The sequence below is a fragment of the Virgibacillus sp. LDC1 genome, assembly GCF_025792345.1.
In the GTDB taxonomy this organism is placed as follows: domain Bacteria; phylum Bacillota; class Bacilli; order Paenibacillales; family Paenibacillaceae; genus Paenibacillus_AQ; species Paenibacillus_AQ lautus.
In genome coordinates this window covers 563,456-579,773 of record NZ_JAOXLZ010000005.1, presented here as the reverse complement: position 1 = coordinate 579,773, position 16,318 = coordinate 563,456, and the positions used below count along the sequence as shown (strand labels likewise).

Below are 16,318 nucleotides of genomic sequence, written 5' to 3'. Positions count from 1 at the left end.
TCATTTCATATTCCGCTTATTTCATCAGCCAAACAGCATTACTCCGCGTTCAAAGCTTCCTTCGGCACTTCAATCTTGCTGATTTCGTTATGCTTGGAGTAAGCGCTCTTCATTTTCATATCCAAGGATACCTTCTGACCTTCGGCATCCATTGCCATTACCATGTCCAAATCGGTTGTTACCGGCAGGTAAGACTCCTTCTGTACGCCATAGATAATATGAATGCTCTTGATATCCATTTGATCCATCATGGCTTCCATCTGCGGATCGTTGCCCGCTTGGCTCATCATGGACTTGGCAAGCTCCTTCAGGTTGTCGCCGGAAACATCCGCCGTCAGGACGTATGTGTCTCCGTCCTCCGTTACTTTGAAGTCCTTAGCGAGGGACTTGAACTGCTCTACCTGCTGCTCTGGACTCGCACTGCTCATATCCAGGCTGTCGCGGATCTCCTGCTCCGATTCCTTCGGAACCTGCATCCATTGACCATCCATAAGCATGTAAATGCCGTCTTCCGTTATATACTGCTTCATCTCGACCTTGCCTTCCGGAGAATCCATCACAACGTTCTGCATCATCTCCACCGGCTCGAGCGTAAGTTCCGAATCAAGCGACATATTGACGTCTTGCTCCTGCTTCTCTTCGCCTTCAACCACGATATGCTGTTTAACATCGGCTTTCATCGCAAAGCTCTTCAAATTCTGGGAAGCTTCAGCCGATTTCTGAAGAAGCTCGTCAGCAGTTGGAAGAGCATCCTCCTTCGGTTCTTCTTTAGCTGGCGGCGTCTCTGTCGAAGGAGTCGTCCCTTGTTCCGTTGCCGGCGGCGTTGCGGCGTCCTCCGCTGCTTTGTTGTCCTTGCCGCATGCTGTCATGCTCATAACCAAAATTGCCCCTAGTAATACTGCTGTCCACTTCTTCAATCGAATTTCCTCCTAAAATATGTATTCCGGTTTACTTACCCATTCTATACGATTTGTAACATCGATTGATCAAAATTTCCGAAAAAGGTACACTAGACCTAATTCTTGTCAGGGAGCGTGCTCGATTGGAAAATCTTCTGATTACCGGATATCGGGCCCACGAGCTCGGTATTTACAACAACAAACACCAAGGCATACCTTATATACGCAAAGCAATTGCCAACCGCTTGGTTCCGCTGCTTGAGGAAGGCCTTCAGTGGGTCATCACTCCCGGCCAATATGGCGTGGACCTGTGGGCCATTGAAGCGGCTATCGAACTAAAGTCCCAATACCCCGACCTAAAATGCTCCATTCTGACGGCCTACCAGAATCCCGAGGAGCAATGGAATGAGGATAAAAAGGCTTATTTTCAGGAAGTGATGAAGGGGGTAGACTTCTATGCGCCGGTCAGCAAGAGCCCTTATCAGGGGCCGTGGCAATTTACGGCCAGAGACGATTTGCTTCTCCGCAAAACCGATGGCATTCTGCTGGTGTATGACGAAGACGGCGGCGAAGCCAGCCCCAAGTTCATCAAAGAACGAGCGCTGAAGAAGCAGGCAGCGGACGGCTACCGCTTCATCAGCATCGGTTCGGAGGAGATACAGGCTGTTGCAGACGAAGAGAACATGTCGCAGGATTTTTACTAGGCTCGCTTGCTCCCCGGTTACCACTTCGATCCGCCAGAGGAGGAAATGAGGAGAGGAGCTAACTAAATGAACCTGTGGCATTATTACACATGAGAAGCGGTGGAGCATGCGAATTAACAAATATATAAGTGAAACGGGATTTTGCTCGCGCAGAGAAACCAACCGATTGATTGCGGCCGGACGGATTACGATCAATGGCAAGGTGTGTGAAAAAGGGGCGGATGTTGAACTGCACGATCTCGTATTGATAGATGGGAAGGAAATTCCTCATAATGATAGCGAGGCGGTTTACCTGGCTCTCAATAAACCCATCGGTATTGTCTGTACGGCAGCAGAACATGTGGCGGGAAACATTATTCAGTTTGTTAACTATCCATCGCGCATATTTGCCATTGGGAGGCTGGATAAAGCCTCTGAAGGTTTGATTTTGCTTACGAATGACGGAGATATTGTGAACAAAATGATGCGTTCGGAACATAATCATGAGAAAGAATATGTGGTGACCGTGGACAAACCCGTTACGGACGCATTTATTCAAGCGATGTCTCAAGGTGTTGAAATCCTGAACGTAGTAACCAAACCATGCACGGTTTACAGGCAAAGCGAAGATGTTTTTCGTATCATTTTGACACAGGGCCTTAATCTGCAAATCCGCAGAATGTGCAAAGCCTTGGGGTACAGCGTGCTGAAGCTGGAGCGCGTCCGAATTATGAATATTACGCTGGATCAACTGGAACGGGGTGAGTGGAGGCATTTGGAGGAAACGGAACTGCATAAGCTCCTGTTTATGTTGACCTAGGCGAAGATGACCTCGTTGCAAGATGCCATCCAACATGGCAGGAACATAAAAAAGCCATTTTTCAACTTTGTCCACACTGGCCAACGAAAGCCCCCAAGGTTTACGTCATAACCCCCGGTATCATGTCAAATTTTTGAAAAATGGCTCTACATGCTTTAAACTTGTTATCTCTATGCCAGCAAATAATCGTCAATGCTGGTGTACGCATAACCATGAGCCGCCGCAACCGCTTCATAGGTTACCTTGCCGTCGATGACATTAATGCCCTTGGCAAGCGCTTTATCATGACGTGCGGCAGTCCGTAGTCCTTTACTTGCTATTCTCAACCCATAGGGTGCCGTTACATTGGTCAGTGCCATGGTGGAGGTTCTGGCTACGGCGCCCGGCATGTTGGCTACAGCATAATGGATAACACCATGCTTTTCATAGGTCGGGTTGTCATGCGTGGTGATCCGGTCGATCGTCTCAATGGAGCCTCCTTGATCAATCGCCACATCCACGATGACCGATCCCGGACTCATCTCTTTTACCATCTCTTCCGTTACGAGGCGCGGGGCTCGTGCACCGGGGATCAATACCGCACCCACAACAAGGTCGGCGGCCTTCACCGTTTCCGCAATGTGATACGGATCGGACATGATCGTTTTGACCCGTCCCTGGAAAAGATCATCCAGTTGACGAAGTCGGCCGGGATTAATATCGAGGATGCTGACGTCCGCACCGAGCCCCAGCGCAATCCTTGCCGCATTGGTGCCAACGATGCCGCCGCCGATAACGGCAACCTTACCCGGTGCGACGCCCGGTACGCCGCTTAGAAGGACACCCTTGCCGCCGTGCGCTTTTTCCAGGAAATGCGCCCCGATTTGAATGGACATTCTACCTGCCACTTCACTCATCGGTGTCAGCAGCGGCAAGCTGCCATCCGTCAATTGTATCGTTTCATAAGCAACGGCACTCACCTTACGTTCAACAAGCGCTTTGGTCAGTTCCGGCTCGGGGGCCAGGTGCAGATACGTGTATAGGATCATTTCCTCTTGAAAGTATTCATATTCCTCTTGCAGGGGTTCTTTCACTTTCACAACCATCTCGGCTTTCCACGCTTCGGCAGCCGTTGCAACCACTTTGGCTCCAGCCGCTCTATATGCTTCATCCGTAAAACCGATCCCAAGGCCGGCCCCGGATTGTACGAGAACTTCGTGCCCGGCATTTCTGAAGCTGACGACCGTACCCGGCGTCATGCCTACGCGACTTTCGTTATTTTTGATTTCTTTGGGAACCCCAATAATCATCCCCATGCCTCCTTAATGGTGAACTTTGCCTATCTAATTGAATTGTAACCATTTTTACCCAAACTGTGTACCTGTCTAAGGTCAGGGATTGTCCATCCGAATTTGTATCTAGGTATTCGTAGTATATGCAGGTAAAAGATGAACGGCTTGCAGAAAAAAACACTTCTGGCAGAGGGATTATAGCGGATTTTTGTCCGTTATACCATCCAAGCCCAAAGTGTTTGTTTAATTCGCATTTATGAAACTCTAAGTATTTCTATTGTTGATACCTTCGTTAATGTGCAACCGGATTACCTTTTTCGCGATCCTTCCCTTTGTCGGATTCACCTGCGTTTTTGTTTGCCTTCTCCCGATCGAGCTGCATCTCCTCCACCGTCTTCACCTTGAGTCTGGCGGCTCCTTCATACGGACGGGTAGGGATCAGATTGCCCGCTGTTAGACGTGCCTTCGCTTCGGCGATCGAAGCCGCATACTGAGGAAGCCATGCTTCACCGGCTACCAGCATTTCATCGACCAGCTGCCAGATTTCCTTCGGATTACATACCGCTCCGACCAGCGGATCCATCATAAATGCCTGACGAAGCAGCTTGTCATCTCCATGAACCGCCGCTTCAACCGCCAGCCGTTGAACGGATATGCTTACACTACACACCGCAGCCGGCCCTAACGGCAAACTCCCTACATGCGGCATGGATATGCCGTTCCGGTCGACGTAACCCGGCGCCTCAATGATGGCATCTTCCGGCAGATTTGCGATAATGCCTTCATTCACGACATTAAAATGTCCCCGGTATACCCGGCCGGTCTCCAAACCTTCAATAATGTAGGAGCCGTGCTCCTCTCCCCGTTGCTCCGGCGTGTACTCCATAGCCGGATCTTTCATCCAGTTCGGGAAATCGGTCTCGAACCAGTTGCGTCCCTCGGTACAGACTCGCAAATATCCGCCCGTCTCTCCGTTGATCCAGCTGCTGAGGTCAATCCACTCCGTAATTTCCTCCGGCCGTTTACGGTACCAAGGAACATATTCGCTTAGATGGCCGTTGGATTCGGTGCTGTAATATCCGAAACGCCTCAGCATATCGATGCGAACCTTCTCTGTCCTGCTGTACTCCGGATGTCGTTCAAATGCCTCCAGCAGCCCAGCCGTCAAGTCCTTGCCTTGATGTGAGGCTCGAATATACCAAGTCTGATGATTAATCCCGGCACAGACAATATCGACCTCTTGTTTTTTCAAGCCATACACCTCGGCGATCTGGTGATGCCCATGCTGCACGCCATGGCATAAACCAATCGTCCGCACGCCGCCATACTGATTGCATGCCCATGTCAGCATGGCCATCGGATTCGAATAGTTCAATAGCAGAACGTCAGGTGCGCACACCTCGCGAATATCCCGGCAAATGCTCAGCATCTCGGGGATTCCCCGCTGGCCATACATAATGCCGCCTGCACAGAGCGTGTCGCCCACGCATTGATCGATGCCATATTTCAGCGGAATGTCCACATCCGTACGGAATGCCTCCAGTCCGCCCACGCGAATGGTGCAGATGACATATTTGGCATCCTGCAGGGCTTGTCTTCGATCCGTGGTGGACTGGATGGCAATCGACAGTCCATTCTCGGTAATGTCCCGCTGACACAATTCCGTGACCATATCCAGGTTATGCTGGCTGATGTCGGTGAAAGCAACCTCGATATCCCTGAACTCCGGTACAGTCAACAAGTCACGTAGAATTCCCCGGGTAAAGCCGATGCTTCCCGCTCCGATAAAAGCAACCTTAAATGACATTCTATCCACTCCCTAGCTGCAAATTAGATTGTAGTTATTGTAGCAATCGAGCGGTAGAAAGCGTTATCAAAATCATGACCTCTTGAACTCTTCCGAGTCAAAAATCCTCACTTCTTATCTGCTGCGGCATCCGGATCACCATATTTCCAGGCATTCCGGTCCTTCCGCAGCCGATATTCCACCGGCGTGGTTCCCGTATACTTCTTGAATAACATATGGAAATACTGCCGGCTGCCAACACCTACATAATCCGATATTTCATGTATGGGGATATCGGTCTGCTCCAGCAGCATTTTGGCCTTTTCCATGCGAATCATGGTCAGATACTCGGTGATTGTCCTGCCCGTTCCTCTGCGAAATACCCGATGCAAGTAGCCGGGATGCAGATTCACCTCGGCGGCAACGTCCTTCACCTGAATATTGCGGTCATAGTTCTGATGCAAGAAATCGACACTTCGTTTAATATAGAACTCGCTCTGCTGCACTTCGCTGCGTTCCCTTTCTTCATACAGACGGGCAATGCATACAAGGAGCTGAATAAACAGCATATGCGTCATCATTCTGCCCTCGGTCCCTCTCTGATCGAGTTCAAGCACGAGGCTCTTGAGCACCGGATATACCTCCTCCTGATCCGCTAGCACCAAGTAGGGAAACGGCCGATTCAGGAGAAAGGACACCTCTTCCTCCTCACCGGCAATCTGCCTAAGAGAAAGCGTCCTCCCTTCACATTCCATAAACCCGAACTCCACATTCAGCATTCGGCAGGAGACCGCCTGCTCAACGATTAACCGATGCGGGACATCGGCATCCAGCACCATAAACTCCCCTTTTTTGAGCGTGACGCTCTTTTCCGTATCGCCTACCTTCACGTCAATCCGGCATACCCCTGAAATCATATACATAATCTCGGTTGAATCATGCTGGTGGTAAGGCATTTCATAATCCATCCACTGCTTATAGTAATAGGCGTAAAAGCGGGGGACATAATCTCCCTCTTCTAATATCTGCTGAAACAAGCTGCCATTCACAACACGTGTTCCTCCCTTCGTCCGAGCAGTCCACCATGATTTATGGACAAAAACTTCTATCGACGTAATTCACAGAAGACAGACCGCGTTTAAGAGTAGTTATAGGTGTATTAAAATCTCACAGCGTACATAAATCGTCACTTTATATATAAAAAAAGCCCGGCCCTTAGGCCAAGCTTATCATCAATATGCCAGTGGTGCTACGAGATTTTGAAGGCCGATACGGTATGGTTCAACTCTTCGGCAAGCTCGGCAAGCGATTGTGCTGTTGCAGCCGATTCCTCGCTTGTAGCCGCCGTTTCCTCCGTCGACGAAGATATCGTTTCAATCGCGGTTGCCACCTCGGCAGCCTGGGCTGCCTGCTCCTCGCTGGCGGCTGCAATATCCATCACCTTACCCGCCGATTCGTTCACCATGCTTGTAATGTAGGCAAAGGCTTCACCGGCTTTTTCCGTGTGGATGACGCCTTGATTCACCGCCTCCACGCTATCGGTCGTATTCTTCTGCATGCCCTTGATGATATCGGCGATCTGCTTTGTGGCACCTCCGCTACGTTCGGCTAGCTTACGCACTTCATCCGCCACCACAGCGAAACCTCTTCCTTGATCGCCGGCACGGGCAGCCTCGATCGTGGCATTGAGGGCAAGCAGATTGGTCTGCTTGGCGATGTCGTCGATGACCTCGATGATCTCGCCGATCCGCTGGGAGTCAGCTTCGAGTTTGGCAACCTGCTCCCGTACCCGATTCATGCCTTCCACCGACTGCTGGACGATGCCGCTGCCTTCCGCTGCAATGCCGGAGGTTTGATTTACAAGCTCGGATGCAGCCGAGGCATCGCTCGCCACGGAATTGATGGCATTCGACCATTCATGGAACAATTCGCTAACGGTTTGCACGGATTCAGCCTGACTGCTGCTTCCAACGGCCAGTTCCTCGGCACCAGCCGACAGCTGCTGTGAAGCCGCGGCTACCGATGATGCGTTTATGTTCACTTTGCCGATCATTTCCTTCATGCTCTCCAGCAGCTGAGCGAATACTCTGGACAACGTGCCGATCTCGTCGGCTCTGCGAAGATAAACCGCAGGAACCTTCTGCGTGAAGTCTCCCTTCGACATGAACTCGCCGATAGCAACGGAAACGCCCAGCGGCTTCACAATGGATCTCGTTAACAGGACCACTACAGCCGCCATGGCCACCAAGGTGGCTGCACCGGCAACGATAATGGAGATGATCAGTGCATCCGACTTCGCCGTAATCTCATCCATCGGGATAATGATAGCGGCAGACCATGGCGTTTCGGTTAATCCGGTCTTGATCGGCGTATACAGCTTGTACAGCTCTGAATCTTCCTCGGCATAGACATCTCCTTCCCGAATCGCATCCAGTATGAGAGGAACCGTCTTGCCGGGATAGGCCTTTTCCAGCGTCTGCCCCATCAATCCGTCCTCCGGCGACGTTACGATCACGCCGGTATTCGAATAAATATGCGCATACCCCGTATCGAACAATCGGAATTGCTCCATTACGCTTTGCAAATGTGCCAGGGAAATATCGACGCCAACCACGCCGACGGTCTTTCCGTTATCGATAATCGGAACAACGAGCGATGTCATCATGACATCTTCGTTGCCTACTTTGAAGACGTACGGATCCATAATGATTTCTTTGCCGCTGTTCTTCGCCAGGAGATAGAAATCACCTTCCCCTTCGTGCTCATAATCCTCGATTACGGAATGTTCCAGGCCGGACTCCGTTCTTGCCCAGTAGGACATCATTCGTCCCGATTGGTCACTGCCGAGTTTGTTTTTATATTCGCTATCCTGTCCGTCAAAAGCATCCGGCTCCCACAACGTCCAGATCCCTTTCCAGGACGGATTGTCTTCCAGATTTCTTCTCAGTATCTCAGTAACGGCTGCACGATTCGTGGTATCGCTCTCTTTCATTCCAACAAAGCTTACAGCCAATGTACGCGCGGAGTTCATTACATCGTCGAGCTCTGCTTGTACAATCGCGCCGATCTTCTCACTCGTTGTCACCGCAAGCGTCTTGGCCGAATCCAGCGCTTCCTCCGTTGTAGTCATACTGATATAAGCCATCATGACAGCTAGAAAAATCGTGATCGACCCCAAAATGATAAGCAGCATACGGCTCTGGAGTTTCATAGCAAACAGAGCTTTCAAAGATTTCCATCGTTTCATTATAAGTCACCCTCGCTTCTTCCGGCTGTTAAATTCATTCCACTCTTCTTCGAGCTGCGCCAACACTTCCTCAATCTCTTCCAGTGACAAGAGGTCATCGACACCATATTCAAATAGGTCCTTTGTCATGCCGCAAGCAACCATCCTTCCTACTTACAGACTATATCCATCCAGTAACATAAGCATATACACTTACATACCTTTCGTAACCGAAATTCTCTTGCGTGCTCACGCAAGAATTTTGCGGGCTTCCCTGCGATTGTTGTCGAAGGGTAGCGAAATCATCTTTGAACATGTCAAGGGATGCAATGCTTCATGATCTGAATCGGAAGGAGAGCTAGCCTATCAGCCCATCTGGACAAAATCCGAATCCGAGAGGATTCCCATTTGCTTTGCCTTCAGTGCAGCTTCTATGCGTGACTTTACATTCAACTTTTGAAAGAGATTGGTTAAGCAGTACTCGAGTGAACGCTGGCTCATGATCACCGTTCCCGCAATCTCTTTGTTGCTCTTTCCGCGAGCGATTTCCTTGAGAATACTATATTCTTTATCGGTTATAGACGGGGCTGCCGGCGCCCCTGCCGTCCGTTCCGGACCATTTGCGGTCACACGACGAAGCTGCTTCACGAGTGTCAACGGCAGAACGACTTCTCCTCGCAGCGCACACCGAACAGCCGTTACCAACTGCTCTTTGCCCGACGTTTTCGAGACAAAACCAGCCAGTCCGGCCTCCATAATCAAATTAAAATGATTGCTGACTTCAAAGCCCGTATAAATCAGCATCACCGCGTCCGGAGCAATCCGGAGGATCTGCTTGGCCAAATCAATTCCGTTCATGCCCGGCATGTGCATATCAATCAGCATCACGTCAAAATGCAGCCTGCTCACCAGCTCCAGCGCCCGCTCCGGCGTATTCGCCAGCTTCACGAACATATCCTTTTCCTGCTCAAGCAGCACCTTGGTTCCCTCCATCACCGAGGGATGGTCATCCACCAATAAAATTTCGATCATCGTCACTCATGACTCCTTCAGTCTGATATCTTGCTTGCTTTGCTGCCGGCGGAATTTACCTTGCCGTTATGGATATATAGACAGCCAACCCCCCGCTATCCGATGAGTCGAACTGGATTTTGCCGTTCATGCTTCTCACCCGTTCCTTCATGCCGCCGATCCCCATGCTGTTGAATTGGTCCGATTGCTGGCTGGGGTCGATTCCAATCCCGTTGTCTTCATAACTCAGATTGACTTCATCCGACTGGGTGGACAAACGGAGCTTTACCTCCGTCGCGTTCGAATGCTTCGTTGCATTGGCCAGCAGCTCCTGGACAATTCTGTACAGTCCAATCAAATGATCGTCACTGATATCATCATCGAAGTTCGAACAGTCGAACTGTATCGAATAATTGGTGCGCAGCTGGGTAAATTCAAACAATGCCTCGAGCGAACGTTCCAACCCCTCCTCCTTCAGCAGTGGGGGACGAAGCTCGTTGCACGTAATTCGAATCTGATAAATCACATCCAGAAGCCCCTGCTCGATTTCCTCCAGCTGTGGACGCAGATGCTCTGGCAGCTCATGATCCGATGTAATCTGATTTAATTTCCTGTACCATATAATCTGTTCCTGGAGCGCGGCATCATGAAGATCCTGGGACAATCGCTTTCGTTCATTCTCGGATAAATGCAGCATCAGTCGCAGCAGCCATAGGGGCATGATCTGCTGGGATGAACCCAGCTTCTCCAGTTCCCTCGTCAAATCCTCAATGACGCGGAAGTTATCGTACAGAACACTTGCATAGCGCGTAATGGTCTCCAGCCATATTTTTTGGGCCTGTATCATAGGCTGAGGAACCACCTCTCCGCCAATGCAAACAATACTGCTGTCCCCATTCATTTCTCCAATCTTGACAAAATATCCGTCAGACATCTCAAACAGTTTACAGAATGGAATATGCTCGGGACCGCATGTATGGATCGCATGCAGCACCCCTTGTGGCGGATCTTTATGGCCCCCTTGGATCTTGATATGCAGGCTGTGGTGGTTGATCTGTATGAGGCTCACCCGATCCGTCCCCAGCACCTTTTTGATTTCCCGCACAATACGGGCATTCAATTCGCTTATCTTCACCATCCCGAAAAGATCGGAGGAGAATTGATCCAGACTCATCTGCAGCCTGAAATACAGGTCCTCGCTCTCCCGGACAAGCCTTTCGGCCGCAATCCGTTCCCGTTCCGCCCTCTTCTGCTCTGTGACATCCCGAATAATGGTCAGTGCTGTATTGCGTCCTATATATGGGATCGGCGTGGTAATGGCTTCAATATCAATAATCGTTCCATCCAGCCGGACCAGTTTGTTCCCGGCGAGCTCCGAGGTGTTCCCGCTTTCGTACACATGCTCAACCTCCGAAATCACGAACTCAACCTGATCCGAGGGAATGATGTCCTGGAGCGAAGTACTCGCCAATTGTTCGATATCCGTAATGCCCAATAAGGAAAAGCCCGCGGGATTCGCATAAATATAAGAAAAATCGGAGTGCAGGAACATCGCGACCGGAGCGATATCGAGGATATGGCGGTTGATTCGATCACTCTCCATAAGGGCTCGTTCCGCTGATTTACGGGCGGTTATATCCTCAAAAAAAACTTCAATCGTGTCCGATTCCGCATCATACAGTGCCGTTGCCACGACATCGACCCGCTCTCCGTCTACTCGTTTTATGGCTAATTCCTCTGGCACAACCTCCCCTGTTCGAATAAGCCGTGTGAGCCGTCTGCGTGCCCACTCCTCATAGGGATCAAGCACCCAGTCCCAAGGATCTGTATCCAGGATGTTCTCAGGACCCGGCGCTCCAAGGATCCGAAGTCCGGCGGGATTCACGTACATGAGCTTGCGGTCCTTGCAGACTGCAATGGCAATAGGAGATACCTCCACCAGCCTGCGATACCGGTTCATGCTTTCCTTGAGCGCCTGTTCCATCTTCTTGCATTCCGTAATATCATACAGCGCCTCTTCCATGCGAAAGCGGGTGGTAATGTCAATGGCAATGCCATCGGTCCGAACGATTTGACCGGTTTCATTCATCGTCGGAATCATCTTCACCTGAACCCAGCGTACTTCGCCCTCCGCATGGATGATGCGGTATTCGGTATGAACGGCGTCGCCTTGTCGAAGTTTGTCTATCAACGATCGGAACAGCGTCATATCCTCTGGGTGGATCAGCGTTTCCCAGGGAAGACCGTCCGCGAAATCACGTTGTGAATAACCTGTGATTTTATGAAAAGCCAAAGAAGTATTTTGGATCCTCCTTATGCCGAAATCGTACGACCAAATGCCAACATCAAGTGTAAGCAGCATATCATCTAGCAGGCGGAATCTGTCCTCGGCCATGTCCAAGGCCTGATGGCTTAACTTCCGCTGATAACCGCTCCTGTACAAGAAAATCCAGAAAATGATGGTGAGGGCGACTAATGCCAAGATCGTTGCCCCCAAGATGTAAGTACACATGATGTTTGATGGTCTCCTTATGAAGCATACACGCAGTCACGTCTGATGCTTTGCGGTATACCGAATGCGAGCTGCGGGATAACTCAAATGGCAGCCATATCATTTATCGGCAGATCCTTCACAAATGCGAAGATCAAGAATAGAGAAATTTTACCGTAACCACTCGGAGTGTCATATTCACGAAAATAAACGAAGCGAATAGGGACTCTATTCTGTGCGCGCTATAACAAAAATGTCTATCGACGTACTTTCTCAGAGGACAGATCGCCTATAGTTGAATTTTTTAACAAAATAAAGCCCGAAGCGGCATTACGCTTCGGGCTTTTCCATCATGAGATTTCCACCATTCACGTCGCTCATGCCAAATCCCACTCGGAGTGGATCTTGGGCACATCTGAAATCAACTGCTGGGTATAAGGATGCTGCGGATTTAAGATAACCTCTTCCGCCGGTCCCCGCTCCACGACTTTCCCCTGCTCCATAATATACAGCGTATCGCTTACATAATAAGCGAGCCCTACGTCATGGGTAATGAAAATAATCGTCATGTTGTTCTCATCCCGCAGCTTCAAGAGCATATCCAGTATCGTAGACCTTGAGCATGCGTCGACCATGGAGGTCGGTTCATCCGCAATCAGCAGTTTCGGATGAAGCATGAAGATCCGGGCGATCATCAGGCGCTGCATTTGCCCGCCGGACAGTTCGAACGGGTATTTATTGTGCAGCTCTTCAAACTTCAGATTGACGAAGGAGCACGCTTCCTTCATTTTGCGGAATTGCTCCTCCTTCGTCAGTTTATCACCCTGCAGCTTGATGCAATCGAGCAGCAGTTTCTCGACTTTGTAGAACAGATTGAACGAAGAGAACGGGTCCTGGAAGATCGCCTGAATGTTTTTCCAATAGCGCTTCCGGTCTCTGTGCCGCTTCAACTGCCTTGGCTTGCCCATATATTCAATCGTACCGCTGCTCTCCTTCAGCAGGCCCATGATCATTTTGGCCAGTGTCGTTTTGCCGCTTCCGCTCTCGCCGACAATCGATATGATTTCGCCTTCATGGAAGGTAAAGCTAACATCCTCTACGGCGGTTGTCTTCTGTTTCCCGTAACCGAATACCTTTGTAAGATGCTCTCCCCGAATCAGGACATCATTCCTCTTCATTCGCATACCACTCCTTAAGCACACCCGGTTCCACGATGCAGCGATAGATTCGATCCTCCACGGTCTGGCTCGTAATCTTTCCCTTCCGACAGGCGTCCTGCACATAGGAACAGCGATCCGCGAACCGGCACCCCTCCGGCACGTTCTTCAGATTAGGCGGGGTTCCCGGGATGGCGGCCAGCTTATGTCCTTTCATACCTTCCTCCGGCACAATGATGGAACCCATCAGTTTTTTCGTATACGGGTGTATCGGGTCAAAAATCATTTGCTCTGCGGTTCCGCGCTCCACGATCTCCCCTGCATACATGACAATGATGTCATCCGTTACGTGATAAAGCAGCGGCAGCTCGTGCGTGATGAATACCAGAGACTGAATATAGCCCCGATCCAGCAGACTCTTCAGCAGCTTGATCACCGCTTTCTGCGAGGTTACGTCCATCGCCGAGGTCGGTTCGTCCGCTATCAGCACTTTGGGATTCAGAATGGTGGAGATTGCGATAACCGTCCGCTGCTTCATGCCGCCTGACAGCTCGTTCGGATAGGAGTTCAGTACCTTGGTCGACAAATTCAAGGTTTCGAACCGTTCCGCCGCCATATCCCACACCTGCTTCTTGTTCAGCTCAGGGCGATGCTCCTTCATAATATCCTCGACAAAATGAATGATTTTGAGCGTAGGATTCAGGGCATTCATAGCTGCTTGCGGGATATACGATATCTCTCTTCCCGACACCTGGGAACGGAGCTGTTCCTTGCCAAGCTTCATAATGTCCGTACCGTTGATGACAATGGAGCCGCTGCCAAAATGCAGCGGTGGAAAATAGAATCCCATCAGGCTGAGCGCAAGGGTCGATTTACCGCAGCCGGATTCACCGGCAATGCCAAGCGTCTTCCCCTTCTCGAGTGAGAAGCTCACGCCGTCTACGGCATATACATGCTCCTTCAACCGGGTACGGTAATAGGTTTTCAATTCGTTAACTTCCAGTATATTTGTGCTCAAGGCCCCATCAGCTCCTAATCTTCGGATTGAATATTTCATCCATGCCGGTGTTCATCATGTACAAGGAGAAGGTGATGATGGCGATGGAGATCGCCGCCGGGATGAAGGCCCACCACGCGCCGGCAACGGGTGCTTCAAATACGAGTGCCCAGTTCATGATAATGCCAAGGGAAATCGTGTTGTACGGTCCCAGCCCCAGCATCGAGATGGAAGCCTCGGACAGAATGCCCGATGCCGTCTGCAGCACGAAAGCCATGACAACGTAGGAAGCGATGTACGGCAAAATTTCCGAGATGATAATGCGCGGCGTGCTGTATCCGGATATTTTCGCGATATTCACATGATCCCGGTTGCGGAGCGAGGATGTCTGTGCACGTACGGCCCTGGCCGTCCAGGGCCAGCTGGTAATGCCGATAATGACGGCCGTAACAAACGAGCTGCGCGAATCGATACTGACCGAGATCAGAATCAGGATGACAAAGGAAGGTATCACGATGAAGATGTTGGTGATCGCGGTCAGCAGATTATCGATCATGCCTCCGATGTACCCTGAGGCTAAACCGATCACAAGACCGATCACGGTAGCAAATACGCCGGCAATCAGCCCGACCTGCAAGGAGGTCCGGATACCATAGATCAATTCAAGGAATAAATCCCTGCCGAAGTTATCCGACCCCAGCAGCAGCTTCGAATCCGGCGGCTGGTACGCCAGTGCGATCATCTCCAGCGGGTCATTGCGGTTAAAGAGCGGGTAGATCAGCACCATGCCGATCATAGCCAGCAGCATGCAGGCTCCGAACATAAACTTTGGCGATTTGATCAATATGCGAAAGGAACTATTCATATTATTGATCCTCCATCTGAGCGGCCTTGATTCTTGGATCGATCCAGCCGTAGATTAGGTCAATCGTAAAGTTGGCCAGCAGCACAGCCAGGGCGATCAAGAGAGTGCAACCCGAAATTAACGGATAATCCAGCTGACGGATCGCCGTGAACATCCAGGTTCCGATTCCCGGATAACTGAATACGATCTCACAGATCAGCGAACCGCCCACCATCGTACCGATGGATAATGCCAAGCCCGTGATCTGGGGCAGCATCGCATTCCGGAATACATACCTCGCGATCTTGGAATCCCGTATCCCGAGAAGTTTGCTGTACAGCACATAATCCGAATTCAGTTCATAGATGGACATCTCCCGCATGCCAATGGCTTGGCCGCCAATCGTAACCAGCACGATCGATAGAAATGGAAGCGTGTGATGCCTAAGTACGGAAGCGAAAAATTCAAAGCTGAGTGACGGCACCATTTGATAATCGTAGCCCCCGTGCAGCGGAAACCAGTTCAGGGACAGGGCGAACACATACAGCATAATAATGGCCAGGGTGAAGAACGGAATGGAATTCACGAACAAGGCCACCGGGAATATCACTTTATCAAACACGCCTTTGCGGTAAGCCGCAACGGCGCCCAGCACGTTCCCGATCAGCCAGCCAACCAGAATGGCCGGAAGCTGAAGCCCGATCGTCCAGGGAACCGCCGAGGCCAGAATTTCCGTTACCGGTTTCGGATACAGCCCGAATGAAGTGCCCAGGTTGCCTGTCGCCAAATTTTTCAGATAGATGAAGAACTGCTCCCATAAAGGCTTGTCGATTCCGAACTCAACGAGAAACGTCTCATAGACCCGTTTGATCGTATCGCTGTCGGTCATCCCCTGCGTCATCTCGGACACAATCATGCTTACCGGATTCCCCTCAATCATCCGGGGCAACAGGAAATTCAGCGTGACGGCAATCACCAGCGTTAGAAAGTACCAGAAGAACTTCTTGACGATATATTTTCCGTAAACGCTCAAGCAGCTCACCCCCATGGATCACACCTTCGAATTTGGTGGAAAAGAGACCTATATCAGGGGTGTAAATCCGCTAATATAGGTCTTGGTTCATTGAGTTATA

14 protein-coding genes are annotated in these 16,318 nt (G+C 50.5%); 2 read left to right on the top strand and 12 right to left on the bottom strand.

Annotation, left to right across the window (positions count from 1 at the left end):
• Window positions 1-38: 38 nt before the first annotated feature.
• Window positions 39-917, bottom strand: coding sequence for a DUF6612 family protein (locus OHJ21_RS27130; RefSeq protein WP_100540701.1), 879 nt, complete (start codon window positions 915-917; stop codon window positions 39-41).
• Window positions 918-1,042: 125 nt separating this feature from the next.
• Between OHJ21_RS27130 and OHJ21_RS27125 the strand changes: the two genes are divergently transcribed.
• Window positions 1,043-1,603: an SLOG family protein gene (locus OHJ21_RS27125; protein WP_100540700.1), complete on the top strand. Its 561-nt coding sequence runs from the start codon at window positions 1,043-1,045 to the stop codon at window positions 1,601-1,603.
• A 106-nt stretch (window positions 1,604-1,709) separates the two neighbouring features.
• Entirely contained in the window at window positions 1,710-2,402 is a 693-nt protein-coding gene (locus tag OHJ21_RS27120) for a pseudouridine synthase (RefSeq protein ID WP_100540699.1), read from the top strand.
• Window positions 2,403-2,572: 170 nt separating this feature from the next.
• Here the strand turns inward: OHJ21_RS27120 and ald are convergent, their stop codons facing one another.
• The 11 genes from ald to OHJ21_RS27065 form a co-directional block, all read right to left on the bottom strand.
• Window positions 2,573-3,691 (bottom strand): alanine dehydrogenase, encoded by a 1,119-nt coding sequence (gene ald / locus OHJ21_RS27115; RefSeq protein ID WP_394058503.1) that lies wholly within the window; start codon window positions 3,689-3,691, stop codon window positions 2,573-2,575.
• 274 nt (window positions 3,692-3,965) lie between these two features.
• Window positions 3,966-5,480: an alpha-glucosidase/alpha-galactosidase gene (gene melA, locus OHJ21_RS27110; protein WP_326115428.1), complete on the bottom strand. Its 1,515-nt coding sequence runs from the start codon at window positions 5,478-5,480 to the stop codon at window positions 3,966-3,968.
• A gap of 107 nt (window positions 5,481-5,587) precedes the next feature.
• Window positions 5,588-6,508, bottom strand: a complete 921-nt coding sequence (locus OHJ21_RS27105) for an AraC family transcriptional regulator (protein WP_394058505.1) — start codon at window positions 6,506-6,508, stop codon at window positions 5,588-5,590.
• 200 nt (window positions 6,509-6,708) lie between these two features.
• On the bottom strand, window positions 6,709-8,706 hold the full coding sequence (locus tag OHJ21_RS27100; protein WP_394058507.1) for a methyl-accepting chemotaxis protein: 1,998 nt from the start codon (window positions 8,704-8,706) through the stop codon (window positions 6,709-6,711).
• 6 nt (window positions 8,707-8,712) lie between these two features.
• The gene (locus OHJ21_RS27095) at window positions 8,713-8,835 is read right to left on the bottom strand and encodes a hypothetical protein (RefSeq protein WP_279300485.1); all 123 of its coding nucleotides are present in this window, start codon (window positions 8,833-8,835) and stop codon (window positions 8,713-8,715) included.
• A 216-nt stretch (window positions 8,836-9,051) separates the two neighbouring features.
• A complete protein-coding gene (locus OHJ21_RS27090; RefSeq protein ID WP_394058509.1) occupies window positions 9,052-9,717 on the bottom strand; it encodes a response regulator transcription factor in 666 nt (221 codons plus the stop codon).
• Between the two features lie 55 nt (window positions 9,718-9,772).
• Complete coding sequence (locus OHJ21_RS27085) at window positions 9,773-12,178, bottom strand: sensor histidine kinase (RefSeq protein WP_243390957.1); 2,406 nt, start codon at window positions 12,176-12,178, stop codon at window positions 9,773-9,775.
• Window positions 12,179-12,564: 386 nt separating this feature from the next.
• Complete coding sequence (locus OHJ21_RS27080) at window positions 12,565-13,365, bottom strand: ABC transporter ATP-binding protein (RefSeq protein WP_100540692.1); 801 nt, start codon at window positions 13,363-13,365, stop codon at window positions 12,565-12,567.
• Window positions 13,352-14,362, bottom strand: coding sequence for an ABC transporter ATP-binding protein (locus tag OHJ21_RS27075; RefSeq protein ID WP_486021633.1), 1,011 nt, complete (start codon window positions 14,360-14,362; stop codon window positions 13,352-13,354). Before OHJ21_RS27075 ends, OHJ21_RS27080 begins: the two co-directional genes overlap by 14 nt.
• Window positions 14,363-14,369: 7 nt before the next feature.
• Window positions 14,370-15,206 carry an ABC transporter permease gene (locus OHJ21_RS27070; RefSeq protein ID WP_071223543.1) on the bottom strand — a complete coding sequence of 279 codons (837 nt, stop codon included), beginning with the start codon at window positions 15,204-15,206 and terminating at the stop codon, window positions 14,370-14,372.
• 1 nt (window position 15,207) lies between these two features.
• On the bottom strand, window positions 15,208-16,218 hold the full coding sequence (locus OHJ21_RS27065) for an ABC transporter permease (protein ID WP_113056503.1): 1,011 nt from the start codon (window positions 16,216-16,218) through the stop codon (window positions 15,208-15,210).
• Between the last annotated feature and the right edge of the window lie 100 nt (window positions 16,219-16,318).